This is a genomic window from Sulfuriferula sp. (assembly GCF_054605375.1).
Map to the genome: position 1 here is coordinate 1 of NZ_JBTSEG010000016.1, position 26034 is coordinate 26034.

A 26034-nucleotide genomic window follows, 5' to 3' on the forward strand; every position below is an offset into this window, starting at 1 on the left:
TCGTCTCCTTGAGTGTGTCGGGGACATCCCCCGCGATCAAGGATCGGAGATTTTTACGTCAGGTGCAGCAGGTGTGCGGAGAGGGTCGGTGGGTTCGGGAGCCACCGCGATAGCGGTTTAGTTCAACGTAATATAGAAAACATATTCATGATATAGGAATGTCGCCTATATTCCACCGCCTTGTCAAGATCGGACATTGTTTTATTGCAATACATATTGTTGTATAACAATAGGACTGGATTTTACTTTTAGGGCGACCTAAAATTTCGCAGATGAAAGTTAATGTCGTTTCTCAAGAGTCCCCGAAACTGCTCGACCGGATGCGGGCCGAGATTCGGGTGCGCCATTACAGTATCCGCACCGAAGAGACTTATGTCGATTGGGCGCGGCGTTTTATTTTATTTAACAACAAGCGCCACCCGAAGGAATTGGGTGCAGCAGAGGTGCGGGATTTTTTAAGTCATCTCGCCGTGGATCGGAATGTGGCCGCTTCGACGCAAAATCAGGCCAAGTCGGCGTTGCTGTTTCTGTACCGCGACGTATTGCATATCCAGTTGCCCTGGCTGGATGAGGTGATTGCCGCCAAGATGTCCAAGCGCCTGCCGGTGGTTTTGACGCAAACGGAGACCCGTCACCTGCTGCATGCGATGTCCGGCACGATGGGTGTGGTGGCCAGCCTGCTGTATGGCACGGGGATGCGCCTGCTGGAGGGCTTGCGGCTGCGGGTGAAGGATGTGGAATTTACCCGTCGCGAAATCATTGTGCGCGAGGGCAAGGGTAACAAGGACCGGGTGACCGTATTGCCGGAAAACCTGATCTTGCCGTTGAAAGCGCACCTGGAAAAAGTAAAGGCTTTGCACGAGCGCGATCTGGAAGCGGGCTTTGGCGAAGTTTATCTGCCGAATGCGCTGGCACTGAAATACCCGAAGGCGGCCAAGGCCTGGGGCTGGCAGTTTGTGTTTCCCTCCACGGTACGCTCGACCGACCCGCGCTCGGGTATTGAGCGCCGCCACCATATGTATGAGGCAAGCGTGCAGCGGGCGGTGCGCGAAGCGGCAAAATTGGCGGGCATTCACAAGCCGGTGACCCCGCATGTGCTGCGCCATTCGTTCGCCACGCATCTGCTCCAGGCGGGCTATGACATCCGCACCGTGCAGGAACTGCTCGGCCACAAGGATGTACAGACCACGATGATCTACACGCATGTGCTGAACAAGGGCGGGCGCGGTGTGGCCAGCCCGCTGGATGCGCTGTGACAGCGCTGCCACCGGCGATTTTCCTGATGGGGCCGACCGCTTCCGGCAAAACCGGGCTGGCGGTGGAACTGGCGCAGCGATTGCCGGTAGAGATCATCAGCGTGGATTCGGCGCTGGTGTACCGCGATATGGACATCGGCACGGCCAAGCCGGATGCGGCCACGCTCGCAGCTGCACCACATCATTTGATCGATTTGATCGACCCGACCGGGGTGTATTCTGCTGCGCGTTTTCGCGACGATGCGCTGGCCTTGATGGCGGACATCACGGCGCGCGGACGGGTGCCGCTGCTGGTAGGCGGCACCATGCTGTATTTCAAGGCGCTGCGCGATGGGCTGACTCATCTACCACAGGCGGATGCGGCCTTGCGCGCAGTCATCGAGGCCGAAGCGGCGCTTCACGGTTGGCCCGCTCTGCATGCTGAGCTGGCACGACTTGATCCGGAAGCCGGGGCGCGCCTGCAGCCCACCGATACGCAGCGTATCCAGCGGGCACTGGAGGTGGTGCGGTTGACCGGCAGACCGATGTCGGATTATTGGCGTGCCGGGCGCGCGGCAGCATTGCCCTACAGTTTGTTATCGATTGCCCTGGTGCCCGCAGACCGCGCACAGTTGCATGAAAGGATTGCACAGCGTTTTGATGCCATGCTGGGCGCCGGGTTGGTGGATGAAGTGCGCCATTTACGTGAAAAATACCCGCTGACTGTGACCATGCCATCCATGCGCTGCGTAGGCTACCGGCAGGTGTGGGAATATCTGGAATCCGGATATGGCTGGGATGAGATGCGCGATCGCGGCGTTTTCGCCACCCGTCAATTGGCCAAACGTCAACTGACGTGGTTGCGCGGCATGCAGGACATCATCCGCGTTGAGCCCTGTGCTGATGATGTTGGTGAGCGCGTGTTATCGATGGTGGCTGATGCGTTCGGCAACTAGTGCAGACAAGGTTTAGGCCGGAAATAGCTGGCGTAAACGCAAGGGTTTTTCAATCCCGTAACCTTGTGCGTAATCGATACCGATTTCTCTGAGTTTGGCGAGAATGGCGCCGTTTTCCACATACTCGGCAATGGTGAGCAGGCCAAGCGAATGTCCCACTTCATGCATGGATTTGACCATGGCAAAATCAGCCGGGTCTTTCAGCATGTCGCGGACAAATGCCCCGTCTATTTTCAGGTAATTTACTTTCAGGTTCTTCAGATAGGCGAAGGAAGAGTAGCCGCTGCCGAAGTCATCCAGTGAGAACCGGCAGCCGTAGGCTTTGATTTTTTCGATGAAATCCTGCGCGGCATCGAGTCGTTCAATTGCCGCGCTTTCGGTGACTTCGAAAATGATTTTGTCTGTGGGGAGGTCGTTTTTGTCAAGTGCATCGCGGATGAAATCGAGTACGTTATCATTCACCAGCGACAACCCCGACAGATTGATCGAGAAACCATTCAGGGGGCCGAGCTGCGCGGCGTTTTCCCTGATCCATTGAAAGCTGTTGCGCAATACCCAAAGATCGATATCCGGACTGCGTTTCCAGCGTTCGGCGGCACGAATGAAGTCAAATGGTTGTATTCCCAGACTCTCGTCCAGGCCGAGCAGGATTTCATAGTGGGGTAATGCGCCATTCACGGAAACAACGGGATGAATTTTCTGACAACGCAAATACAGTAAATCTTCATCGAGCGCTTTGTCTATAATGCCGGCCCACTCGAACAGCGCCTGGTCGGACTTGATTTGCGAGCTGCTGGTTTCATAGCGCTGGGCCGTGTTTGATCCCATGGATTTGGCTGCAACACAAGCGGATCCCGCATTTCTCATCAGTGTGGAGGGGGAATCGATATCGGCGGTCAGTTCCGCAATGCCGGCGCTCACTCCCAGCACAAAGCTTTTATTCTGGCATGTAATGCGATGCTCCCTGATCCTGGAAATCATGTTTTGCGCGGCCACATAGGCATTATCCCGGGTGCGCCCCTTGAACATGACTGCGAATGTATCTTCGCCCAGGCGTGAAAACAGGTCACCGGGCTGGAGCTCATTGCTTAAAGACCCAACCATGATTAGCAACGATGCCTCGGCTTCGGTCTGATCACAGCTTTGGTAAATGGCCTTGAGCTGGTCGAACATCATCAGGCACAGGATATCCTGCCGGTTCTCCACGATGCCGGCAACGATGGCTTTCTCAAGCTGGTTCATCAGGCCCTTGCGATTCAGCAGGCCGGTTTCCGGATCGTGCGTTGCCTGATGATGGATCCGTTCGTAGGCACCGAGCATCACTTTGTGCGCAGTTCGCTCCATGAATGGGGTATCAAGCGAGGGTATTTTGGACGCCGATCCGTTTTTGATCGCCAGCGCAAGATCGTGCTGTTCAAATTGACGTTTTTTGGTGGCGGAGCGATTGGTAAAAACAAATCGGGTCTGTGAAATATTGGACCAGATCAGCTGGTGAGGTACCGAAATACCTTGGTGCGTTAAATTTAACCAGTCGCCTTTGCGTAACGAGTGTGTTTCAGGATTTTCCTGATGACGCTTGCCTGATGTGTCCGTCTGGTCCGGGTAGAACTGGAATTCGATCGGCATTTTCCGCTGCAGATGCATCAACAAACTTTGCGTGATTTCATCTACGGTGGTTTCATCGAACAAGGTGTCTTTCAATTTGTCTGAAACGTAGGTAGTGAGCGACAAGATTTTTTTCGCGTCGATTTCTGTGCCGGCGGTTTCAGGCACCAGTAATTCGAGCAGGTCTTCCAGCAGCGACAGCGCGCGCTGATGTTCCGCGCAGTCCGGCCCCTCGCGCAATGAAGTCAACTGAAGATAATGGCGCCAGCCCGTATCCAGCAAAGCCAGAATGATTTTAGGTATTTTTTTACCGCCGTAGAGCGAACATATCGCCTGTTCAACCTGATCCCGAACCTGGTAAATTTTTTCACCACCTTCGCTGATCAACTGGATCCTGCGCACATTTTTCTGCCTGATGTTTTCGACAGGTTTGAGCAGGTTTGTCAATATCGCGTTGACTTCATCGAATACGGCGGGACTGGTCTCGAAATTGTCCACCACCCGGTCAGCCAGTTGATGCATGAGATTGAGTAATTTAAGGTCAAAAATCTTCCCGGAATCATCGGCGGCCACATAGTAGCGCTCGAACAGATTTACCGTATGACGGGCAGGGTGCGCATCGGATTCCAGGAATTTATTATCCAGCAACGCCAGCCGTAACAGCGGCATTTCGAGTTTCTTGAGCAGGTTGCGAATATCGGAACCTTGCGTGTCTTCTGTCAGCGGTTGGCTGAGGAGCGAATCAAAAAGCTGGATGGCCTGAAAATTTTTATCGCGGTGATTGGCGCTGTCGTCGAGCTGGGGGAACTCGGTGCTTAACCGATGCCTGATGGAAATATGGTCATCCTGCCCTGTGCCGGCGACTTGACTGAAGCGAACGTTATCCAGCACTTCAAGAATTCTTTTCAGGTTATTGCCATCCTCAACAAAATTGGTGCCAGCGGAGGGTTGTGTACCTGATTGAAGGCCGTATTCATGGATGTTTTGTGCTGCGTTAAACAGGCTGTTCATTGCAGGTATCAGGCTGTTTGACCGTGAGGCGGGTATATTCGCGTATCCCGGATGTCCGCCGACGGCAGAAGGATCGATCGGTACCTTGAATTCCGATTGGTGGTTGCCCAGGTATTGCAGCAGGCTATCCAGCTTGTAGTCCTGCTGTTCATTGCTGGAAGCATCAGGAGGTGAATATCGAGATTGCATTCCACTGCCGGGGTCGGATACCGGCGGCTGCTCATGATTGGATGGAATAGCGGGGTCCTCGACCTGCCGGGCGGACCGGCGGCCCGGTTCCGTATTGTTTTTTCGATTTCTGCTTAAAGGGATGAATGCAACGGTTTCGTTCAGGTTCTGATAAAACTCATCGAAAAACAGGGACAGTGATTCACCAAATGTTTTATATAGCGTGGCACGGGGTGCATTGCTCAGCTTGATACCCGTTATGGCTTTTCGGAAAGTCTGAAAAATAAAATAGGGTCCATACGGATTGCCGTGTTCGGTCGTTGCACCTGTTGCCAGAACTTGATAACGGATTTCGAAGTTTTCGATGGCGAACTGATGTTCAAACCTGAGTTCATTGATTATCTGCGACAGATTCAGCCAGTCTTCGAATTCGCCAATATCAACTAGGGATAGCGAGTGGCTTTCGGGCGGATCAGATGAAGCCGGATTTTGATCAAAAATCTGCTTGAGATAGGACGCACGCAAAAACGGCTGCTCGATTTCTGCCCGGCGCTCGGTCAGTAATGGATAAAGGGTGCGGATGAAGCGGCTCTCCATGTAATCCTTGGTCATGTTGGCAGTCTGAATGAGACTGCGATCCACATGGGCATAGAAATGCTGGATTACCTGGTTGATGAAAACGATAAAGTGTTCATGGCAGCGTGCTTTGGCTGTGTCAGCCTCCTGTTGGGAATGGATTGAGGCGGTATTTGTATTCTGCAGGGGAGATGTGGTGTTTGTTTGCGCTACGTGAACAAGATATCTGAAGGTGTCCGCTGAAAAATTTTCTATGGCGATACCCAGCGTGTTTTTGGTGGTGCGTACGACTTGGCCCATCAGTCGATGCATGTCCATGCCGGGAAAATCAGGGCGGAACTCTATAATGACAGGCTGATCCTGCAATTCTGCAACTGAAGCGGAATATGCCTTCGGGCCGGTCAGGGTGATCAGGATTCCCTTGTTGCAAAAATCGTTGATTTCACATTGAAATATCCCACCCGCACTGTTTTTAATAACGGCGGGTTGCAGTACCCAGAATCGCTTGTATTGGCGTCTTTCAGCAGATCGATTCATATATTCCGTACCGAGGATTAAATAGCCCGTGGCTTAAATTAACTTTTTTTTAGTACACAGTCACTGAATTTTCATTTTTTATTCGCGCGGGCGGGTATTTTATGATCCGGATTTATCAATAACTTTTACATTGGTGCTGCCACGCGCAAGCCGGACACTCAGTAATTCGCCAATGTGGATCTGGTCGTTGCCACTCACAATGCCGCCTTGAGCGTTCTGCACAATGGCATAGCCACGGCTAAGCACGGCTTCAGGATTGAGGTGAGCCAAATGACTGGCAAGACGACCGGCATGTTGACGGGTTTGGGCGAGATGCAAGTGCATGGCACGTACCAAACCGGTTGCATGGGCCGTAAGGGAAATTTGCCGGCTGGCGAAATCGGGAGCGGCCTGGTGCAGTTGCCGGACAAGATTGCGATGTTGCCAGTTGAGCCGTTCCAGGACGGCGAGGGTGGCATGATGCAAACGTTGTCCGAGATTGCCCAGGGCTGTTTGGTGTGCCTCCAGTCTTCGCGCCGGATCGATGAGCCGGCGTGAGAGGTAATCCAGCTGCTGGTGATGGGTATTCAGCCTGCGCTGCGCCATGCGCAGCAGTTGGACGTGCATTGACTGCAACTTGCGGCTCAGCTCGATACGGTCAGGGCTGGCCAATTCCGCTGCTGCCGTGGGGGTAGGGGCACGCAGGTCGGCGGCGAAATCGGCGATGGTGAAATCTGTTTCGTGGCCGATACCGCACACAATGGGGATGGGGCTGGCGATAATGGTGCGCGCTACGATTTCTTCGTTAAATGGCCACATGTCTTCAATGCTGCCGCCGCCCCGGCACAAAATCAGTACATCGCATTCGGCCCGGCGATAAGCGTTTTGCAGTGCAGTGACGATCTGTATCTTGGCCTCGACGCCCTGTACTGTTGCCGGATATAACACCACCGGCAAACCTGGCATACGCCGTTTGAGCGTTGTGAGCACATCGTGCAATGCTGCTGCCTGGAGTGAGGTGACAATGCCGATGCGTTGTGGAAACCTGGGCAGCACCCGTTTGCGCGCCGAATCAAACAGACCTTCCTGTGCCAGCCTGGTTTTAAGTTGTTCGAATGCCTCGAACAATGCGCCCATGCCGGCACGGCGCAATGTATCCACCTGCAGCTGAAACTCACCACGCGCTTCATATAGTGTCGGGGTCGCACGTACTTCAACCTGCATCCCGTTCTCGGGTTGCCAGTCAATAAATTGATTGCGTCCGCGAAACATCACGCAGCGCACCTGGGCGCTGGCATCTTTGAGTGAAAAATACCAGTGCCCCGAGACTGCTCGCGTGAGGTTGGAAATTTCACCTGCCACCCAGGTCAGCGGTAAGGTTTGTTCCAGCATTTCACGTGCCAGACGATTGAGCGCGCTGACACTAAGCGGCGGAACGAGTGGCGATAAAGGGAGGGCGATCATGTTTTTGTCAAGAAGTTCTTCCACAGTCACAGAAATTTAACATGAGGTTTGGCCTTAGGAGATTGATGCAATACGCATTTTTATTAAGTCAATGTTTTTAAATGAAAATATTTCGATTAAAAATACATCGCTGTATAAAATTTCTTTATCTGCTGGCTACTTAGGGCCGACCTGAACATGTTACCCACAAAGTTATCCACAGCTTTTGTGGGCAACTTGAAAAAATGCTTGTGGCTAGGTAAGTTAGCATTCTCATTACAGCCGTATTATGAACAATATGCGCTAAACAAGTAAAACATGAAATGCCAGGTTTGCAACATTATGCGACGACCCTTGCCGAAATGGGCTCGCCAAGCTAAAGTGACGGACGTTTTCGATATCCGGGAGTTCATGCGTGTTAGCCATTATTGAAGCAGCCGGTTGGCCGATCTGGCCGCTGATTTTAGCCTCTGTGCTGACGCTTGCCATTGTCATCGAGCGTTTCATTTCCTTGCGTCATAAAGAAGTTGCACCGCGCGGCCTGCTCGAGGGTGTAATGCAGGAGTACCGCAAACATGGTGTGACAGCGGAAATGCTGGAACGATTGTCCATGGGTTCGCATTTGGCGCAAATTTTAGGCGCGGGCCTGCGCAACGCAAAAGCTCCGCGTGAAGTCATGAAAGAATCCATTGAAGAAGCCGGTCGCGGAGCAGCCCACGATCTGGAGCGTTTTCTTACTGCCCTGGGCACCATTGCTTCGATTGCGCCGTTGCTGGGCCTGCTCGGCACCGTGATCGGCATGGTGGAAATTTTTGGTGCGCAAACGCCGTCAGGCGGCAATCCGGCCGTGCTGGCACATGGTATCTCGGTCGCGTTATATAACACGGCCTTCGGATTGATTGTTGCCATACCCAGCATGATTTTCTACCGCTTTTTTCGCACCCGTGTCGAAGCACTGGTGATCGAGATGGAGCAGCAGGCCATCAAGCTGGTGGAAATGGTGCATGGTGATCGGACATGAATTTTCAGCGCGGTCAGCATCGGGATGAACCGGAAATCAATTTGATTCCGATGATTGATGTGCTGCTGGTGATTTTGATTTTTTTGATGGTGACCACCACCTACGCAAAATTTTCGGAGCTGCAAATCAATCTGCCGCAGGCAGCGGGTGAGCCGACCAAGGAAAAGCCTGCTCAAATCAATGTGGCCGTGGATGCTGCGGGAAATTACCAGATCAACGATAGCACCGTGAATTTTTCCAACATCGCGACTTTGTCCGCTGCCCTTAAAAAAGCGGCAGGCGATGCAAATGCGCCAGTAATTGTGATCAATGCCGATGCGAAAGCCAACTATCAATCGGTGATCAACGTGATGGAAGCCGCGCGTGAAGCGGGTATGGTGCGCGTCACCTTCGCTACGCAACGAGGCCAGAACCATTAATTACTCTGGCTGGTCAAGTCAGCCAGTCGATGTTTTTCAATGCGCATGAATCATCCCTCAGCCAAATCCTGGAGAGACCCATTTGGTAGTCATCGGCTTGGCCTGTGGCTGGCCGATCGGCACGACCGCAAAAACGCGCTGATGCATCGTGTCGCCGCACGCTGGGGCTGGTTAAAACCGATGGGTGAGCGCGGCAAAGTGGTTTGGATCATGGCGGGACCGGGACGCGATAGCGTACGTCTCGCAGTAGAGCTATTGCGGGCCATTCGGGCGCGGCGTCTGGACATTCGTCTGGTGCTGACTTATGAGCATGAATATCCGGAATTCCTGGCGTTTCTGGATGATTGCGACAAGACCGGATGGGGCTATGCACCGTGTGATCATCCTGCGGCAATTGCGCGGGTATTCGAGCGTTTCGAGCCATTCGGGGTGATCTTGGTGGGTACGATGCCACGCCCGAATTTGCTGGCAAAACTGGCTGGCAGAGCCCACCTGCTGGGAATCGACCCCCCTGCTGCAATCGATCTTGCCTATGAACGCATTTACGCGAGCAATGAGGCGGCGGCAATCCAGGAAAACCTGGCGCCCATCGCCGATATGAAGGCCATTCTGGCCGAGGCTCAAGTCGATCCCAATTTTAAATCACTGGTCAATGGCAATGCCGATCGCCATTTGTGGTGGTTGCATGGCGCCAGCCCCGGCGCAGCCGATGAACTGGCACAGGCGTTGTTCCGGCAAGCCCCTCAGGATGTGTTGTTTGTCAGTGGCGAGCGCCCGCAAGCCGAGGTGATTTCCATGAGCGGCTGGAACCGCGAACCGCCCGCAGATGGCAGTGTGCTATGGGTAGATGATCACAAGTGGTTGCCGGGGATTGCAGCCGCGGTCACGGCGGCTCATCTGGCGCGATTTGATGCGACGGTATTGTGGCAGGCAATGGCAGGAGGGGCGGCATTATCGCGTGCCCCGGGAATGGAACTGCCCAAAGCCGCATTGGCACAAGCTGTCACGGAAACGACGGATGTCCCCGCGCTATGGTTGGGCTACCGGGCTGCCCCGATTGCCGCCCGTAACCAGGCTGACGCCGCGCGACGCCTGTTCTGGCAGGAACGGCGACAGGCAGAAGCTGTAAGCCGGGAGCTGGTGGAACGGGTATTCGAATGGTGAGTCGCTGGATCACGCGGCAGTGGCAGGGCACCACGCTCTGGCACGCGTTGCTGATCCCGTTGAGTTGGGTATTCGGTTTGGTGTCAGGTCTACGCAGAGCGCTTTATCGGCGTGGCTTGCTGCGTGTCAAAATACTGCCTGTACCGGTGATTGTGATCGGCAACATCAGTGCCGGCGGTACCGGAAAGACCCCGTTGGTTGCCTGGCTGGCGCAGGAGTTGATTGCGCGCGGCTGGCATCCCGGCGTGATCAGTCGCGGCTATGGCGGGAGTACCCATATTCCCCAGCAGGTAGGGATAAGCAGTGATGCAGCGCATGTAGGCGATGAACCGGTTTTTCTGGCTGGATTGCTCGGTTGCCCGGTATGGGTGGGACGCGACCGCCCAGCAGTGGGACGCGCCTTGCTGATTGCCCATCCTCAAGTGAATGTACTGATTTCCGACGATGGCTTGCAGCATTATCGACTGGCGCGCGATGTGGAAATCGCCGTGGTGGATGGGGTGCAGGGATTTGGCAATGGCCGCTTGCAACCAGCCGGTCCGCTGCGTGAACCAGTAAGCCGGTTAAGTAATGTGGATGCCATTGTGGTCAACCAGCCCGTGACGGCGCTGCTGGATTTGCCCGTAACGCTACCCGTTTATTCGATGCACATGCAGGGTGAAAATTTTGTGAACCTCGCAGATCCATCACGAACTGCGTGCGCTGCTGATCTGGCCGGACAAGCAATCCATGCCATTGCCGGCATTGGCCGTCCGCAGCGGTTTTTCGAGCAGATCGCAGCCTTGGGTATCAGCGCGCAGAATCATGCTTTCCCTGATCATTATGTCTATCGAGCCAGCGATCTGGCCTATCCGGGCCAGATACTGATGACCAGTAAAGATGCGGTAAAATGTAGCGCATTCGCAACTCAAAATATGTGGGCGCTGCCGGTGCAGGCGTCCATACAACCCGATCTGATCGGGTTTGTGCTGACCAAACTAGGAAAACGCCATGGATAGCAAACTGCTGGATATTCTTGTCTGCCCCCTGTGCAAGGGTCCGCTGGTGTATAAAAAAAACGAGCAGGAACTGATCTGCAAGCCCGATCGCCTGGCTTTCCCGATCCGTGACGATATTCCAGTGATGCTGGAAGGCGAGGCACGCAGACTGGCGGAAACCGAAGAAGTCTGATGTCGGATTTTATCGTCGTCATTCCCGCACGTTATGCCTCTACGCGCTTGCCCGCCAAGTCCCTGGCCGATATTGCGGGTAAGCCGATGGTGGTGCGGGTGGCGGAACGGGCGCAACTGAGTGGTGCGAGCGCAGTATGGGTGGCGGCAGACGATGAGCGCATCATCACAGCGGTTAAGGAACACGGCTATCAGGCCTTGCTGACCGCGACTCATCATGCGTCCGGCACGGATCGTCTGGCGGAAGTGATGGACATGCTGTCCCTGGATGATGACACCATCGTCGTCAACGTACAGGGTGATGAGCCATTGATTGATCCGGTGCTGATTCATGCCGTGGCGCGCGAGTTGCGGTTGCACCCGGAGGCGGTGATGGCCACTGCCTGCCATGCGATTCATGATTACGCGACATTGACTAATCCCAACGTGGTCAAGCTGGTCATGGACGCTGAAGGCTACGCGCTGTATTTCAGCCGTGCGCCGATTCCGTGGCCGCGCGATGCTTTTGCGGCGGGACAAAGCTTGCCGGACGGCCTGCCAGTGTTTCGCCATATCGGGCTGTATGCCTATCGGGCTGGTTTTTTGCGCCAATATGCCGGGCTTGCCCCGGCGCCCATAGAACGCTTTGAATCGCTCGAACAATTACGTGTATTGTGGCATGGTTATAAAATCAGCGTGGCGGTGAGCGAATTACCTGCGCAGCCCGGCGTAGATACCGCTGAAGACCTCGCAATGGTGCGCCAGCTATGGGTTTGAAACTGCTTTTATGTTTGAATAAAAAAAATTGACTGTTCAAAACAGCCTTGCATCCCATAACCTCTTGGGCTGTCATACCAAAAATACCATGGAGTAATCAATGAGACTGATTCTGTTAGGCGGCCCCGGCGCGGGCAAAGGCACACAAGCTAATTACATCAAGGAACGCTACGGCATCCCGCAGATATCCACAGGCGACATGCTGCGTGCGGCCATTGCTGCCGGCACCGAGATGGGTAAAGCTGCCAAAGCCGTGATGGACGCAGGCCAACTGGTCTCGGACGATATCATCATCGGCTTGGTGAAAGACCGCATCAAGCAGGATGATTGCGCCAAGGGATTCCTGTTTGACGGGTTTCCCCGCACTATTCCCCAGGCCGAAGCCATGAAGGCTGCTGGTGTACCGATTGATTACGTGGTCGAGATCGATGTGCCCGACGAAGAAATCGTCAAGCGCATGTCGGGCCGTCGTGTCCACCCGGCTTCAGGACGCACCTATCATGTGGTGTTCAATCCGCCCAAAGTCGCCGGCAAGGATGATGCAACCGGTGAAGACCTGATCCAGCGCGACGACGATACCGAAGAAACCGTGAAAAAACGTCTGGACGTTTACCATGCGCAGACCGAACCGCTGGTGGCCTACTATTCCAAATGGGCGGCAAATGGTGAAGCTGGGGCGCCGAAATACGTGAAGGTGACAGGTACCGGCAAAGTGGAAGGAATACGTGATTCCATTTTCCAGGCATTGGGTTAATCATCCATGGGAAACACGGTTGCGGATTTCAGCGATACCGAACGCAGCATCGTCGAGAGTGCGGTCAAGGAGCGTTACGGGCACGATGTAGCGGTCGATATCGCTGACACCGAGCTGCGCATGTATCCGGAAGACCGCGAACTGACTACCTGCCCCTGCCTGTTCTGGAAACAGCGTGATTGCAGTTTCGTGATCGCCAAGGTGGGCGAAGGACGCTTCCGCAGCATGTTTTTCTATCGAGTGCATCAAATGTTCGGCACCGGGCGCGAGGAATATGATGACCTCGGCGATTGTGTGCTGGTATTGCTGAGAGTGCAGGCCGACCACGAAAAAGAACAGGCCGGTGTAACTTCAGGAAAAACCGCTAAAGACATCAGTTAAAACCATACGCCAGCAGAGCAATCCGCTGGCGTTTTTATTTTTGGATGGAGAAAATATAAATGGCAAAAAAAAATGCCTTCTATGCGCAGTCGGGTGGTGTCACTGCGGTCATCAACGCATCAGCCTGTGGTGTGATCCAGACCGCACGCAAGCACAAGGACAAGATCGGCAAAGTCTATGCAGGCCGCAACGGCATTATCGGCGCGTTGACCGAAGACCTGATCGATACCAGCAAGGAAACCGATGCGGCGATTGCCGCGTTGCGTTCCACTCCATCCGGCGCGTTCGGTTCATGCCGCTTCAAGCTGAAAAGCCTGGAAGCCAACAAGCGCGAATATGCGCGCCTGATCGAAGTGTTCAAGGCGCACAACATCGGTTACTTTTTCTACAATGGCGGCGGCGATTCCGCCGACACCTGCTTCAAGGTCTCGCAGTTGTCGGAGGCCATGGGTTATCCGATCCAGGCCATCCACGTGCCCAAGACGGTAGACAATGATTTGCCCATTACCGACTGCTGCCCGGGTTTCGGCTCGGTAGCCAAGTACATTGCAGTGTCCACGCTGGAAGCTTCGTATGATGTGCGCTCCATGGCCAAGACTTCGACCAAGGTATTCGTGATCGAGGTGATGGGTCGCCACGCCGGCTGGATTGCGGCAGCGGGCGGCCTGGTGGCTGACCAGGGTATTCCTGTAGTCATCCTGTTCCCGGAAATTGAATTCGACCAGAAAAAATTCCTCGCTGCCGTGAAGAAAAAAGTCGAGGAATTCGGCTACTGTACGATCGTGGTATCAGAGGGTTGTCACTATCCGGATGGTAAATTTCTTGCAGAGCAGGGTACGCGCGATGCCTTCGGCCATGCCCAGTTGGGCGGCGCTGCACCGGTGGTGGCAAACATGATCAAGGAAGCCCACGGTTACAAATTCCACTGGGCGGTGGCGGATTACCTGCAACGCTCGGCGCGTCACATTGCTTCCAAGACCGATGTGAAGCAGGCTTACGAGCTGGGTAAAAAGGCCGTCGAACTGGCCATCAAGGGACATAATTCGGTGATGCCCACGGTGGATCGCATCTCCGATTCGCCCTACAAATACAAGATCGGCATGGCGCCCTTGTCCAAGGTCGCCAACGTCGAGAAATTCATGCCGCGCGACTTCATCAGCAAGGATGGCTACGGCATTACCGAAAAATGCCGTCGTTACCTGGCACCGCTGATTCAGGGCGAGGACTATCCAAAATACGAGAACGGCTTGCCGCAATATGTGACATTGAAGAATGTGGCAGTGGCGAAAAAATTGAAGCCGTTTTCAATTTGATACGTGTTCACCACTGAACCTTAAACAACCCGCCATGACCCTAGACCGCGCACGCCAGTTGCTTGCTGTCCAGGCCGATTTTGGCGGATTCTACAACGGTAATTCCGCCAAGCTGATCCTCTCGGAAGTGCAGCGTGAGCATGGGCAGGAAGCGGTCGATCAATTCATACAGGAGTTGAATCTCACCGAAATTTTCGGCTTCGAGCCGGGGATGCGTTTTGAGGGTGGTCTTGCCATTGGCAAGCCGTACTGAATAAAAAAAAATAGTTACAAGGCAATGAGCCGGCCGCAACAGGCTCCGATTCGCACAAGTAATCCAAGGAGGGATGAAGTATGTCGGATGGTCTAGTATTGGCGCTCGCTTGCGCTGTTTTTGCCATCATCTATGGCCTGGTTTCAATCAAATGGGTGTTGGCCAAGCCTACTGGCAATGAGCGCATGCGCGAAATTGCCGCGGCGATTCAGGAAGGCGCACAAGCCTATCTCAATCGTCAGTACCGCACCATAGGCATGGTGGGAGTCGTGCTGTTCATCCTTATATTTGTCTTCATCGGCAAGCTTACTGCGGCGGGTTTTGCGCTCGGCGCCATCCTGTCTGCTGCGGCAGGCTACATCGGCATGAATATCTCGGTACGTGCCAACGTGCGTACTGCCGAAGCTGCGCGCGAAGGGCTCAACCCGGCGCTGAAAGTAGCCTTCCGTAGCGGCGCCATTACCGGCATGCTGGTCGTCGGTCTGGGTTTGTTGGGCGTGGCGGGCTTTTATGCTTTCCTGGCAGCCACCACGCCGGTTGGTGAGGTCGTCAATATTTCTCCGCTGATCGGCCTGGGCTTCGGCGGCTCGCTGATTTCCATTTTTGCGCGGCTGGGTGGCGGTATTTTCACCAAGGGTGCAGACGTGGGTGCAGACCTGGTCGGCAAGGTTGAAGCCGGCATCCCGGAAGATGATCCGCGGAATCCGGCCGTCATCGCTGATAACGTGGGTGACAACGTGGGCGACTGTGCGGGGATGGCAGCCGACCTGTTCGAGACCTACGCGGTGACCATCATCGCCACCATGCTGCTGGGCGGCCTGGTGCTGCATACCGCGGGTACCGGTGCGATGATCTATCCGCTGGTATTGGGCGGCGTGTCCATCGTCGCCTCGGTGATCGGCACGTTTTTCGTCAATGCACGGGAAGGCGGAAAAATCATGAACGCCCTCTACCGCGGCCTGATCGTGTCGGGCGTGCTGGCGGCCGTGGCGTTCTACCCGGTCACGCAATGGCTGATGGCCGACAATGGCAGCTACAGCGTGATGAGTCTGTATCTGTGCGGTCTGGTCGGGCTCGGGTTGACGGCTGCGATGGTGCTGATTACCGAGTACTACACCGCTACTGAATATGCACCGGTACGCCATATCGCCCAGGCTTCCACCACGGGTCACGGCACCAATGTGATCGCCGGGCTGGGCGTGTCGATGCGCTCTACCGCTGCACCCGTTATGGCTGTGTGTGTGGCCATTCTCGTATCCTATCAATTGGCGGGTTTATATGGCATCGCTATTGCCGCTACCGGCATGCTGTCCATGACCGGCATCATCGTGGCGCTCGATGCCTACGGACCGGTCACCGATAACGCAGGCGGTATCGCGGAAATGGCTAATTTACCTGATAGCGTGCGCGCGATCACCGATCCGCTGGATGCCGTGGGCAACACCACCAAAGCGGTCACCAAGGGCTATGCGATCGGTTCTGCCGGCCTGGCGGCGCTGGTGCTGTTTGCCGACTACACCCATACCCTGCAACACGCCGGCAAACTGGTGGACTTTTCCCTGTCCGACCCGGCGGTGATCATCGGCTTGTTCATCGGCGGCATGGTGCCGTATCTGTTCGGTGCCATGGGGATGGAAGCGGTAGGCCGTGCTGCCGGCAGCGTGGTGGTAGAAGTGCGCCGTCAGTTCAAGGAAATCCCCGGCATCATGGCGGGTACTGCCAAACCGGATTATTCCAAAGCTGTTGACATGCTGACCCGTGCCGCGATCAAGGAAATGATGATTCCCTCGCTGTTGCCTGTTCTGGTGCCGATCGTGGTCGCCTTGGGCATGACCGCATTAATGGGTCCGGGTGCCGGCACCAAGGCGCTGGGCGGCGTGCTGATGGGCTCCATCGTCACCGGTATATTCGTGGCCATTTCGATGACCACCGGCGGCGGTGCCTGGGATAACGCCAAGAAATACATCGAAGAGGGTAATTTCGGCGGCAAGGGATCTGAAGCCCACAAGGCCGCGGTGACTGGCGATACCGTGGGTGATCCCTACAAGGACACAGCAGGGCCTGCTATCAACCCGCTGATCAAGATCATCAATATTGTGGCACTGCTGATTGTGCCACTGCTGCATTAACAGCATCACGTTCTGTTTGTGCCATGCAGTTACGGCGCATTGAAAGAAGGCCAGACGAAAGTCTGGCCTTCTTTATTTGGAGCAAAGCAGGCAGTTGGACTCCTTACACAGAAATGGCGTTTAGATTCACCGCGGCATTACCTGAATAGCGTGTAAGGCACAGGCCTGGGCCGGCTAAATGAAGTGACATTAGAAATGAATCGCAGAATCATCGTCCCAGCTCGGCCAGCTCAATCTCGCTGAAACCTGCTGCGCGCCGTGCTTCAAGGTTGAATGGCCCACGCATGACCGGTGCCTTATATTCGGTGGCGAGGCGGGTGTAAGTGGTGATTGGATCGAGGCCGCGCTGCTCGCACAGCCAGCCATACCAGCGGTTACCGATACCGACATGACCAATTTCATCTTGCAAAATGATATCGAGAATGGCGGCGGCAGCCGTGTCTCCAACCTGTACAAGTTTGGCGCGGACGGCAGGTGAAGCATCCAGCCCGCGTGCCTCCAACGTGCGTGGCACCAGAGCGATGCGCGCCAGAACATCGCCCTGCGTTTTAGCGGCCATCTCCCATAAGCTGTTATGCGCGGGGAAATCTCCGTAGCCATAGCCCTGGCTTTGCAAATGCTCGCTCAGTAGCGTGAAATGCAGCGCTTCCTCTTTTGCCACTTGTAGCCAGTCAGCATAATACGCAGGCGGCATATCGGCGAACCGCCAAATCGCATCCAGCGCCAGATTGATGGCATTGAACTCGATGTGTGCCAATGCATGGATCAATATCGCCCGGCCCTCGGTGGTCATCATTGAACGGCGCTTAACCAGGCGTGGCATTACCTGTTCCGGCTTCGCCGGCTGACCGGGTAGAGAGGATTGTGGCGACAATGCCGCATGCGCATCCAGCCTGAGGTTGCCGGTTGACCATGCCTGTGCAAGCAGCGCTACCCCCTTGAGCTTGCGGGCAACTACCGGTTCCGCCAGCCAGAACAGCGCTGCCTGGCGCAACTCTTCCGGTTGAAAATCGGATGCATCTTTGTAATGTTTATCCATAATTAAAAAGCGGTGAATAATTGTATTGATGCCGTTGCAGGCTTCCGTCATGTTTGATGTAGGTTCAATATGCCCCGGGGTGCTTACATTTATGGCAGCAAAGTAATCCAACTGAAACTTGATTCTATCAAGGTAAAACGTGTGGTGTTTTTTTGCCAAACATGCCAACGGTAGTTTTACCTGGATTGACTGACAATCCGGCAGCTGCCTTATTTGCTTTGCCGCCAGGCAGCCTGAGTGTGGATGCGAACAAGAAAGTTCTTGATTTGACGGTATAAATGAATGAAGCCCGATTACTCTGACTTCATTCATTTTTCTGATGGTGCCGATGACCGGAATCGAACTGGTGACCTTCGCATTACGAATGCGCTGCTCTACCAACTGAGCTACATCGGCACAAGGCGTGGATTATAGAGAATGGCCGGGTATACGGCAATCTTGTTGCATGGAATTTCTCGGGAATCGATTCCCTAGTTGAACTATAGGGGCAAGACGGGGGATAATCGCGCCTTTCGCCCATAGATAAATCCATGACGTTATCCGAACAAGATTTGCGCGACCATTTTTCCGAGACGTGGCTGGCTCGTGGGCGCGATCTGGTCTGGCAGGAACGTGTGCTGGATATGGAGTGCAGTGGCGATAAGCGTTACATGTCGGCACGAGTACAAGGTTCGCGCACATTGCCTTATCCGGTGACTATCCGGGTCAATCACAGTCCGAAAGGCTGGTATCCGGTTGGGCATTGCGGGTGCCCGGTAGGTTACAACTGTAAACATGTCGCGGCCGTGCTGATTGCGGCATTGGGTGACGGTACGCAATCGGTGGATGGGGTGCCTGCGGGTTTGGATATATGGTTGCAGCGGCTCGGACAGGCAGCGCAGGCCGCCGGACCGGATGGCCAATTTGCGCCGGAGGTGCAGGATCGCCTGCTGTATGTCATTGAAGCCCTGGCAGATGGGCGGCTGGTGGTGCGGTTGCTGAAGGCGCGCTTGTTACAGAAGGGCGGCTATGGTTCGGCCAAGCCGTGGACTGGATTCAAATCGCTCTACAATCCCAATCCCCCGCAATTTGTTTCACCCGTTGACTGGGATGCGGTTGAATTACTGCGAACGCTGGAACGTGGATTGGACGCCGAACCGAGTTTTTATCTGAGCGGCCATCGCGGTGCCATTGCGTTACGTCAGTTGCTATTGACCGGACGCGCGTTCTGGCAGTCAGCGGAAACGGAGCCGCTGCGTTATCAGGGAGCGCGCCCGGCAACTGCGGTCTGGGTGGATGCGACGGATGGTGACCAACGCCTGACGCTGCAACCGCAACCGCCAGCCAGGGTGCTGGCGCTGGCCCCCCCTTGGTGGCTCGACGTGGCCGCGCATGAATGCGGTGAACTGGATACCGGCCTGACGGACGCAGTCGCTGAGACAATCGCCAGTTCGCCTGCGGTACCTATGCAGGTAATGGAGGCCGTCACCCGGCGTCTGGCGCAGATCCCCGCAACCTTGCCTGTGCCCGCGCGCTTGCACACCCGCAATATTGACAGCGTCATCCCGACCACCATACTCAGGCTTACCAGCCAGCAAATGGATGGCCCCCCGCTGGTGCATTATGGGTGGCAGCGCCCGGGCCAGACAGTGCATGTGGATTTGGCGCGGCTGGAGTTCGATTATCAGGGGAGTCGCGTCAATATCCATACAGAAGGTGACAGTGTGAATCGCCGTATCGGTGATGAGTTGCTCGCCATTCAGCGTCATCATGTGACTGAACGTGCTGCGTTGCAGCAGCTCGAAGCATTGGATTTTTTTCCAGCCAAACGCCTTGATCTGCCCGGGGCCAGCAAGCTCGGCGACGCCTTTACTTTGGAAGATGAGGATGGCTGGGCAGATTTTGCCATGCAGCATTTGCCCGGGTTGGTCGAGTCCGGCTGGCGGGTGGAGACTACAGCGGAGTTTCGTTGGGATATTGCCGAGGCAGAGGATGAATGGCATGCGGAACTGGATGAAACCTCGGGCACTGACTGGTTTGGTCTTGAGTTGGGCATCACTGTAGCGGGCGAGCGCATCAGCCTGCTGCCTATCCTGGCGGGGCTGGTTCGTGATTTAAGTGACGATGCGCATGCTGCATTATTGCGCGGTGAAGCGCCGGCAACCGGGCATTATCTGGCAGCACTGCCATCGGGTAAAAAAATTGCGCTGCCGGCGGAGCGTGTGCGCGGTCTGCTGGCGGTGCTGGTAGAGTTGTTTGACGGCGACGCGCTGGACAGCTCAGGGCGCCTGGAAATGAATGCGGTACATGCAGCACGGCTAGCTGACATTGATTCAGCCGCGCGGCTGCGCTGGCTCAGTGGCGACAAACTGCTGGAGCTGGGACGCAAGCTGCGCGAGTTTTCCGGCGTAATCCCGGTGGCGCCGCCAGCGGGTTTGCAAGCCGAGTTGCGCCCGTATCAACAGGAGGGTCTGAATTGGTTGCAGTTCCTGCGTGAATACAATCTGGGCGGTGTCCTGGGCGATGACATGGGCTTGGGTAAAACGTTGCAGGCGCTGGCGCACATCCTGATCGAAAAAGAAGCAGGCCGGGCGGATCGCCCCAGTCTGGTTGTGGCGCCCACCAGCCTGATGTTCAACTGGCGTCGCGAGGCCAACCGGTTTGCGCCCGATTTGCGCGTCCTGGTTTTGCATGGACCGGATCGTGCAACGCATTTCGACAATATCAATGATTATGATTTGGTGCTGACCACCTATGCGTTATTGCCACGCGATAGTGGCGCCCTGGCCGAATGCCAGTTTCATTTGCTGATTCTGGATGAGGCGCATTTCATCAAAAATCCAAAATCCCAGGCTACCCAGGTTGTGCATAAACTGGCAGCACGCCATCGTCTGGCGCTTACCGGCACGCCGATGGAAAACAATCTGGGCGAATTGTGGTCACTGTTTCACTTTTTGGTTCCGGGATTGCTGGGCAATGAGGCTCAATTCAAACGCGTATTCCGCAACCCGATCGAAAAATATCACGATACCCTGTGCCGGGATGCCCTGGCACGTCGCATCTCGCCTTTCTTGCTGCGCAGAACAAAGGCCGAGGTGGCGCAGGATTTACCTGCCAAAACCGATATTCCACGTACTTGCGAGCTGAGTGGCGCTCAGCGTGATTTGTATGAAACCATCCGTGCGACCATGCAGGATAAGGTTCGTAACGCGATTGCCGAACAAGGCTTCAAGAAGAGCCAGATTGTGATTCTTGATGCGCTGTTGAAGTTGCGCCAGGTCTGTTGCGATCCGCGTTTGCTGGCATTGCCGGCCGCGCGCAAGGTGAAGGAGTCAGCCAAGCTGGAATTGCTCATGGCGCTATTGCCGGAGATGCTTGCCGAAGGCCGCCGTATTCTGCTGTTTTCACAATTCACCAGCATGTTGAGCTTGATTGAACAGGAACTGGATGAGCGCGAAATCGATTTCGTCAAACTAACCGGGCAAACACGTGACCGCGAGACACCCGTGAATCGCTTTCAGGCGGGGGAGGTACCGTTGTTCCTGATCAGCCTCAAGGCCGGAGGAACGGGCCTTAATCTGACGGCTGCCGATACCGTGATCCATTATGATCCGTGGTGGAATCCGGCTGTGGAAGACCAGGCCACAGGCCGTGCTCATCGTATTGGCCAGCTTAATCCGGTGTTTGTCTACAAGTTGTATACCGAGGGCACTGTAGAGGAAAAAATCCTTGCGTTGCAGGAACGTAAACGCAGTATGGTGGCAGGCGTGCTGGGAGACAACGAACACGCAGCCAACACGCTGACAGCGGAGGACTTGCGGGTGATGTTTGAACCGCTGGACTAGCAGTCTCTGTTTTTACGCGGCAGCACCAGGCCGGATGCGGACAATAATGTCCACACCCTCAGTGACGACGCCTTCGGGCAATTGCGGCAGTCCGCAAATGGTGACACCGTTTGCGTCAATATCGGTCAGTTCGCCGCTGGATACATTATAGAAATGATGATGCAACTGGGTATTGGGATCGTAAAAAACCTTGTTCGGATCCACGATGACTTCACGGATCAGTTTTTTTTCCAGAAACAGGTTGAGCGTATTGTAGACCGTGGCTTTGGAGGTTTCTGAATGGCGATCGTTGACGATCGCCATGATCTGGTCTGCAGACAGATGTTGCTGGCGTGAGAATAATGCAAAAGCAATCTCGATGCGCTGATGCGTGGGATTGATATCATGGCCGCGCAGTAAATCTGCCATATTGTCGCGACTGTATTGTTGCACCATCATGTCCATAGCTTCCGTTTGCCTTGTAATATCCGACGAGTGATGATTGCAATACTAATCCAAAGTCTGGACTCTGTCTAATTGTGGACGACCTCGTAATAAATAGCGCTGAATTCGGCGTCTTTGCCGGTATAATATTCACCATATTTGCGTAAAGCTGACTGCTGTTTATAGATTGCCCCAAACCATGCTGACTATCCAACGGCTAACAACTCGTTCGCCGCAGTTTCAATCCGAACTTGACCATTTGCTTGCCTTTGAAAGTGGCCAGGACGCAGCCATCGAACGTACGGTAGAGGATATCCTGCTGCATGTGCGTCGCGATGGTGATAGCGCCGTCCTTGAATATACCAAACGCTTCGATCGGCTGGATGTTGCCACGATGTCGCAACTGGAATTGCCGGTCGCGAGCTTGCAAGCCGCCCTCGACAAGCTGCCTAATGCGCAGCGTGAAGCGCTGGAAGCGGCTGCCGCCCGCATCCGTGCATATCATGAGCATCAAGTGATGCAGTCATGGACCTACACCGAACCTGACGGTACCGTGCTGGGTCAACAAGTCACCGCGCTGGATCGTGTTGGCTTGTATGTGCCGGGTGGAAAAGCAGCGTATCCGTCATCGGTGCTGATGAATGCCATACCCGCCAAGGTAGCGGGTGTGGAGGAACTCATCATGGTGGTGCCTACCCCGGACGGCGTTCAAAATGAACTGGTGTTGGCGGCGGCGGCAGTGGCGGGCGTCTCGCGTGTCTTCACCATCGGTGGCGCGCAAGCCGTGGCAGCATTGGCCTATGGTACGGCCAGTATCCCCCAGGTGGATAAAATTGTCGGTCCCGGTAATGCTTACGTGGCCGCTGCCAAGCGCCGTGTATTCGGTACTGTGGGTATCGACATGGTGGCCGGGCCATCGGAAATTCTGGTGATTTGTGATGGCAAGACCAATCCGGACTGGATTGCGATGGATTTGTTCTCGCAAGCCGAACACGATGAATTGGCGCAATCCATTTTGCTGTGTCCCGATCCAGCCTACATTGATGCTGTGATCGCCAGTATCGGGAAACTCCTGCCTGACATGCCGCGCCGCGCAGTCATTGAAGCGTCTCTCGGCGGCCGCGGCATATTAATCGAGGTACGCGACCTGGATGAAGCCGTTGCTATCGCCAACCACATTGCTCCCGAACATCTGGAATTGTCAGTAGACCAGCCTGAAAAATGGGCGGCCAAAATTAAACATGCCGGCGCGATCTTCATGGGGCGGACTACCTGTGAAGCACTGGGGGATTATTGTGCCGGACCCAACCACGTATTACCCACTTCGCGCACCGCGAGGTTTTCCAGCCCGCTGGGTGTCTACGATTTCCAGAAGCGCACCAGTCTGATCCAGGTATCCGAACAGGGTGCCCGGACGCTGGGTAAAATTGCCGCCACATTGGCCTATGGCGAGGGTTTGCAGGCGCATGCCCGCTCTGCCGAATATCGCATTTCCACGGATTAATTTTATGAGTCGTTTTTGGAGCCAGGTGGTGCACGGGCTGACACCTTATGTGCCGGGCGAGCAGCCCAAACTGGGCAATCTGGTCAAATTGAATACCAATGAGAATCCGTATGGCCCGGGTCTGCGGGTGCTGGAGGCGCTACGTGCGGAGGCCGCGGACAGTTTGCGTCTGTACCCGGATCCGAATAGCGAGCGCCTCAGGCAGATTATTGCCGAATATCATGACCTCGAACTTGCCAATGTATTTGTCGGGAACGGTTCGGATGAAATATTGGCACACGCGTTTCATGCATTGCTCAAGCACGATTTGCCGATTCTGTTTCCGGACATTACCTACAGTTTTTATCCGGTATATTGCGGTCTGTACGGCATCGAATACTGCGAAGTGCCACTTACTGAGAGTTTTGAAATCAGCGTGGATGATTATCTGCGGCCGAATGGCGGCATTGTTTTTCCGAACCCGAACGCGCCTACCGGATGTGCGTTGCCATTGAGAGAGATTGAACGGTTATTACTGGCTAACCCCGATTCAGTGGTTGTGGTCGATGAAGCTTATGTGGATTTCGGCGCGGAGTCTGCGATTAGTCTGGTTAAGCGTTTTCCACAACTTCTGGTTATTCATACATTGTCAAAATCGCGTTCGCTCGCCGGGTTGCGTGTGGGATACGCGGTGGGTGATGCCGGGTTGATCGAGGCGCTTGAGCGAGTCAAGGACAGCTTCAATTCCTATCCACTGGGTCGACCCGCGCAGGCGGGTGCCGCTGCCGCGATGCAGGACCGCGCCAACTTTGAATCGACTTGCCGCAAGATCATCGGCACACGCGACAAGTTGGTTGCAGGTTTGCAATTGGCCGGATTTGAAGTGCTGCCTTCTGCAGCGAATTTTGTCCTGACCCGCCACCCGCAGTATGATGGTAAGGAGTTGACGGCGAAATTACGCGAACGCGGTATTATTGTGCGTCATTTCCGCAAGCCGGAACGCATTGCATCATTCATGCGGATTACCATAGGAACCGATGTGCAATGTGCGGCGTTGATGGATGCATTGACAGACATACTGCGTCAGTCCGTTTAATTTTGAGCATTCAAAAATATCATGCGTACAGCCCAAGTTACTCGTAATACTCTGGAAACCCAGATCAGCGTGACACTCAATCTGGATGGTAGTGGTAATGGCCGTTTCCAGACCGGCGTGCCCTTCCTTGACCATATGCTCGATCAAATCGCCCGTCATGGCGTGATGGATATCGAAGTCAAAGCCGTGGGCGATTTGCACATTGATGCGCATCATACTGTTGAAGATATCGGCATTACCTTGGGACAGGCGTTCGCCAAGGCCATCGGCGACAAGAAAGGGGTGCGTCGCTACGGCCATGCCTACGTGCCGCTGGACGAAGCGTTATCGCGCGTGGTGCTGGATTTGTCCGGGCGCCCCGGGCTGGAATATCACGTGAAATATACGCGTGCCGTTATCGGCGGTTTCGATGTAGACCTGATTCACGAGTTTTTCCAGGGCTTCATCAACCATGCCGGGGTGACGCTGCACATTGACAATCTGCGCGGTGTCAATGCGCACCATCAGGCCGAAACCATTTTCAAGGCATTTGGCCGCGCCGTGCGCATGGCGGTGGAAGCCGATCTGCGCATGGGAGGGGTGATGCCTTCCACCAAAGGCAGTCTCTGACATGGGTGCCGATATCGCCGTAATCGATTACGGCATGGGTAATCTGCGCTCGGTGTCCAAGGCGCTCGAGCATGTGGCGCCTGCCGTACAGGTGGTGGTGACCAATGACCCGGAGACGATACTGTCTGCCGGACGCGTCGTATTTCCGGGTCAGGGTGCCGCGCCCGACTGCATGCGGGAAATTCTGGCGCGCGGTCTCAAGGATGTCATTGTGGAAGCGGCAAGGACCAAACCTTTTCTGGGTATATGTATGGGATTGCAGGTGCTGTTTGAGCATAGCGAGGAGGGTGATACGCCTTGCCTTGGCGTCCTTCCGGGGCGTGTGCTGCGCTTTCCGGACGAGGCCATGCATGACAGCGCAGGTAATCGGCTAAAAGTGCCCCATATGGGCTGGAATGAAGTGCATCAGGCAGTCCCGCATCCGATGTGGGGCGGCATTGCCGAGAGTGAGCGTTTTTATTTTGTACACAGCTATTATGTTGAAGCCGGGAATCCGGATATGGTTTCGGCGTTTACGCTGTATCCATTTCCGTTCACCAGTGCGGTAGCGGCCAACAATATTTTTGCAGTGCAATTTCACCCGGAAAAAAGCCAGGCAGCAGGGCTCGCTTTACTAGGTAATTTCGTGACATGGGATGGCAACATTGCTGCCAATCAATGCGATACTTTTAATACCCACTGTTCCTTATAG

General features: G+C 54.9%; 22 protein-coding genes and 1 tRNA gene. 18 read left to right on the forward strand and 5 right to left on the reverse strand.

Annotation, left to right across the window (positions count from 1 at the left end; genetic code table 11):
- Nucleotides 1-272 precede the first annotated feature (272 nt).
- Together ACYCZJ_RS10120 and miaA are read left to right on the forward strand one after the other, a co-directional pair.
- A complete protein-coding gene (locus ACYCZJ_RS10120) occupies nt 273-1256 on the forward strand; it encodes an integron integrase (RefSeq protein ID WP_461554098.1) in 984 nt (327 codons plus the stop codon).
- 26 nt (nt 1257-1282) lie between these two features.
- On the forward strand, nt 1283-2191 hold the full coding sequence (miaA, locus tag ACYCZJ_RS10125) for a tRNA (adenosine(37)-N6)-dimethylallyltransferase MiaA (protein ID WP_461554157.1): 909 nt from the start codon (nt 1283-1285) through the stop codon (nt 2189-2191).
- A gap of 12 nt (nt 2192-2203) precedes the next feature.
- Here miaA and ACYCZJ_RS10130 read toward each other — a convergent pair whose 3' ends face one another.
- Nucleotides 2204-6088, reverse strand: coding sequence for a DUF1631 family protein (locus ACYCZJ_RS10130; protein ID WP_461554099.1), 3885 nt, complete (start codon nt 6086-6088; stop codon nt 2204-2206).
- A gap of 99 nt (nt 6089-6187) precedes the next feature.
- On the reverse strand, nt 6188-7531 hold the full coding sequence (gene xseA, locus ACYCZJ_RS10135; protein WP_461554100.1) for an exodeoxyribonuclease VII large subunit: 1344 nt from the start codon (nt 7529-7531) through the stop codon (nt 6188-6190).
- A gap of 394 nt (nt 7532-7925) precedes the next feature.
- Between xseA and ACYCZJ_RS10140 the strand changes: the two genes are divergently transcribed.
- From ACYCZJ_RS10140 to ACYCZJ_RS10190, 11 genes are all read left to right on the forward strand, one after another.
- Nucleotides 7926-8531 (forward strand): MotA/TolQ/ExbB proton channel family protein, encoded by a 606-nt coding sequence (locus tag ACYCZJ_RS10140; protein ID WP_461554101.1) that lies wholly within the window; start codon nt 7926-7928, stop codon nt 8529-8531.
- Nucleotides 8528-8950 carry an ExbD/TolR family protein gene (locus tag ACYCZJ_RS10145; RefSeq protein WP_461554102.1) on the forward strand — a complete coding sequence of 141 codons (423 nt, stop codon included), beginning with the start codon at nt 8528-8530 and terminating at the stop codon, nt 8948-8950. Before ACYCZJ_RS10140 ends, ACYCZJ_RS10145 begins: the two co-directional genes overlap by 4 nt.
- A 45-nt stretch (nt 8951-8995) precedes the next feature.
- Entirely contained in the window at nt 8996-10114 is a 1119-nt protein-coding gene (locus tag ACYCZJ_RS10150; RefSeq protein WP_461554103.1) for a hypothetical protein, read from the forward strand.
- Nucleotides 10108-11112 (forward strand): tetraacyldisaccharide 4'-kinase, encoded by a 1005-nt coding sequence (gene lpxK, locus ACYCZJ_RS10155; protein ID WP_461554104.1) that lies wholly within the window; start codon nt 10108-10110, stop codon nt 11110-11112. The genes ACYCZJ_RS10150 and lpxK overlap by 7 nt, the downstream gene beginning before the upstream one ends.
- Nucleotides 11105-11284 (forward strand): Trm112 family protein, encoded by a 180-nt coding sequence (locus ACYCZJ_RS10160; protein WP_124706301.1) that lies wholly within the window; start codon nt 11105-11107, stop codon nt 11282-11284. Before lpxK ends, ACYCZJ_RS10160 begins: the two co-directional genes overlap by 8 nt.
- Entirely contained in the window at nt 11284-12039 is a 756-nt protein-coding gene (kdsB, locus tag ACYCZJ_RS10165) for a 3-deoxy-manno-octulosonate cytidylyltransferase (protein ID WP_461554105.1), read from the forward strand. Before ACYCZJ_RS10160 ends, kdsB begins: the two co-directional genes overlap by 1 nt.
- Before the next feature lie 100 nt (nt 12040-12139).
- Nucleotides 12140-12793, forward strand: coding sequence for an adenylate kinase (adk, locus tag ACYCZJ_RS10170; RefSeq protein WP_461554106.1), 654 nt, complete (start codon nt 12140-12142; stop codon nt 12791-12793).
- Between the two features lie 6 nt (nt 12794-12799).
- A complete protein-coding gene (locus ACYCZJ_RS10175; RefSeq protein ID WP_461554107.1) occupies nt 12800-13174 on the forward strand; it encodes a hypothetical protein in 375 nt (124 codons plus the stop codon).
- 59 nt (nt 13175-13233) lie between these two features.
- Complete coding sequence (locus tag ACYCZJ_RS10180) at nt 13234-14487, forward strand: 6-phosphofructokinase (protein WP_461554108.1); 1254 nt, start codon at nt 13234-13236, stop codon at nt 14485-14487.
- A gap of 34 nt (nt 14488-14521) precedes the next feature.
- The gene (locus ACYCZJ_RS10185; protein WP_461554109.1) at nt 14522-14740 is read left to right on the forward strand and encodes a hypothetical protein; all 219 of its coding nucleotides are present in this window, start codon (nt 14522-14524) and stop codon (nt 14738-14740) included.
- 80 nt (nt 14741-14820) lie between these two features.
- On the forward strand, nt 14821-16869 hold the full coding sequence (locus ACYCZJ_RS10190; protein ID WP_461554110.1) for a sodium-translocating pyrophosphatase: 2049 nt from the start codon (nt 14821-14823) through the stop codon (nt 16867-16869).
- Between the two features lie 208 nt (nt 16870-17077).
- Here the strand turns inward: ACYCZJ_RS10190 and ACYCZJ_RS10195 are convergent, their stop codons facing one another.
- Together ACYCZJ_RS10195 and ACYCZJ_RS10200 are read right to left on the reverse strand one after the other, a co-directional pair.
- Nucleotides 17078-17908 carry a ferritin-like domain-containing protein gene (locus ACYCZJ_RS10195; protein ID WP_461554111.1) on the reverse strand — a complete coding sequence of 277 codons (831 nt, stop codon included), beginning with the start codon at nt 17906-17908 and terminating at the stop codon, nt 17078-17080.
- Nucleotides 17909-18228: 320 nt separating this feature from the next.
- Nucleotides 18229-18304, reverse strand: a tRNA-Thr gene (locus ACYCZJ_RS10200).
- A 134-nt stretch (nt 18305-18438) separates the two neighbouring features.
- On the opposite strand from ACYCZJ_RS10200, the gene ACYCZJ_RS10205 reads away from it, so the two are divergent.
- Nucleotides 18439-21732 carry a DEAD/DEAH box helicase gene (locus tag ACYCZJ_RS10205; protein WP_461554112.1) on the forward strand — a complete coding sequence of 1098 codons (3294 nt, stop codon included), beginning with the start codon at nt 18439-18441 and terminating at the stop codon, nt 21730-21732.
- 12 nt (nt 21733-21744) lie between these two features.
- Here the strand turns inward: ACYCZJ_RS10205 and ACYCZJ_RS10210 are convergent, their stop codons facing one another.
- Nucleotides 21745-22167, reverse strand: coding sequence for a Fur family transcriptional regulator (locus ACYCZJ_RS10210; RefSeq protein ID WP_461554158.1), 423 nt, complete (start codon nt 22165-22167; stop codon nt 21745-21747).
- Nucleotides 22168-22357: 190 nt separating this feature from the next.
- Here ACYCZJ_RS10210 and hisD point away from each other — a divergent pair, with 190 nt between their 5' ends.
- The 4 genes from hisD to hisH are packed head-to-tail and all read left to right on the forward strand — an operon-like array spanning nt 22358 to nt 26034.
- On the forward strand, nt 22358-23659 hold the full coding sequence (gene hisD / locus ACYCZJ_RS10215; protein WP_461554159.1) for a histidinol dehydrogenase: 1302 nt from the start codon (nt 22358-22360) through the stop codon (nt 23657-23659).
- Between the two features lie 4 nt (nt 23660-23663).
- Nucleotides 23664-24734: a histidinol-phosphate transaminase gene (gene hisC, locus ACYCZJ_RS10220; RefSeq protein ID WP_461554113.1), complete on the forward strand. Its 1071-nt coding sequence runs from the start codon at nt 23664-23666 to the stop codon at nt 24732-24734.
- Between the two features lie 21 nt (nt 24735-24755).
- Complete coding sequence (gene hisB / locus ACYCZJ_RS10225; protein ID WP_461554114.1) at nt 24756-25343, forward strand: imidazoleglycerol-phosphate dehydratase HisB; 588 nt, start codon at nt 24756-24758, stop codon at nt 25341-25343.
- 1 nt (nt 25344) lies between these two features.
- Nucleotides 25345-26034: an imidazole glycerol phosphate synthase subunit HisH gene (hisH, locus tag ACYCZJ_RS10230; protein WP_461554115.1), complete on the forward strand. Its 690-nt coding sequence runs from the start codon at nt 25345-25347 to the stop codon at nt 26032-26034.

What these genes read in the sequence shown, in the direction of transcription:
- ACYCZJ_RS10190 (WP_461554110.1), top strand. Translation starts at nt 14,821, where the DNA reads ATGTCGGATGGTCTAGTATTGGCGCTCGCTTGCGCTGTTTTTGCCATC.
- kdsB (WP_461554105.1), top strand. Translation starts at nt 11,284, where the DNA reads ATGTCGGATTTTATCGTCGTCATTCCCGCACGTTATGCCTCTACGCGC.
- ACYCZJ_RS10130 (WP_461554099.1), bottom strand. Translation starts at nt 6,088, where the DNA reads ATGAATCGATCTGCTGAAAGACGCCAATACAAGCGATTCTGGGTACTG.
- miaA (WP_461554157.1), top strand. Translation starts at nt 1,283, where the DNA reads ATGGGGCCGACCGCTTCCGGCAAAACCGGGCTGGCGGTGGAACTGGCG.
- hisC (WP_461554113.1), top strand. Translation starts at nt 23,664, where the DNA reads ATGAGTCGTTTTTGGAGCCAGGTGGTGCACGGGCTGACACCTTATGTG.
- ACYCZJ_RS10205 (WP_461554112.1), top strand. Translation starts at nt 18,439, where the DNA reads ATGACGTTATCCGAACAAGATTTGCGCGACCATTTTTCCGAGACGTGG.
- ACYCZJ_RS10210 (WP_461554158.1), bottom strand. Translation starts at nt 22,167, where the DNA reads ATGGTGCAACAATACAGTCGCGACAATATGGCAGATTTACTGCGCGGC.
- xseA (WP_461554100.1), bottom strand. Translation starts at nt 7,531, where the DNA reads ATGATCGCCCTCCCTTTATCGCCACTCGTTCCGCCGCTTAGTGTCAGC.
- ACYCZJ_RS10145 (WP_461554102.1), top strand. Translation starts at nt 8,528, where the DNA reads ATGAATTTTCAGCGCGGTCAGCATCGGGATGAACCGGAAATCAATTTG.
- ACYCZJ_RS10120 (WP_461554098.1), top strand. Translation starts at nt 273, where the DNA reads ATGAAAGTTAATGTCGTTTCTCAAGAGTCCCCGAAACTGCTCGACCGG.
- adk (WP_461554106.1), top strand. Translation starts at nt 12,140, where the DNA reads ATGAGACTGATTCTGTTAGGCGGCCCCGGCGCGGGCAAAGGCACACAA.
- hisB (WP_461554114.1), top strand. Translation starts at nt 24,756, where the DNA reads ATGCGTACAGCCCAAGTTACTCGTAATACTCTGGAAACCCAGATCAGC.
- ACYCZJ_RS10195 (WP_461554111.1), bottom strand. Translation starts at nt 17,908, where the DNA reads ATGGATAAACATTACAAAGATGCATCCGATTTTCAACCGGAAGAGTTG.
- lpxK (WP_461554104.1), top strand. Translation starts at nt 10,108, where the DNA reads ATGGTGAGTCGCTGGATCACGCGGCAGTGGCAGGGCACCACGCTCTGG.
- hisH (WP_461554115.1), top strand. Translation starts at nt 25,345, where the DNA reads ATGGGTGCCGATATCGCCGTAATCGATTACGGCATGGGTAATCTGCGC.
- ACYCZJ_RS10180 (WP_461554108.1), top strand. Translation starts at nt 13,234, where the DNA reads ATGGCAAAAAAAAATGCCTTCTATGCGCAGTCGGGTGGTGTCACTGCG.
- ACYCZJ_RS10185 (WP_461554109.1), top strand. Translation starts at nt 14,522, where the DNA reads ATGACCCTAGACCGCGCACGCCAGTTGCTTGCTGTCCAGGCCGATTTT.
- ACYCZJ_RS10150 (WP_461554103.1), top strand. Translation starts at nt 8,996, where the DNA reads ATGAATCATCCCTCAGCCAAATCCTGGAGAGACCCATTTGGTAGTCAT.
- ACYCZJ_RS10175 (WP_461554107.1), top strand. Translation starts at nt 12,800, where the DNA reads ATGGGAAACACGGTTGCGGATTTCAGCGATACCGAACGCAGCATCGTC.
- ACYCZJ_RS10160 (WP_124706301.1), top strand. Translation starts at nt 11,105, where the DNA reads ATGGATAGCAAACTGCTGGATATTCTTGTCTGCCCCCTGTGCAAGGGT.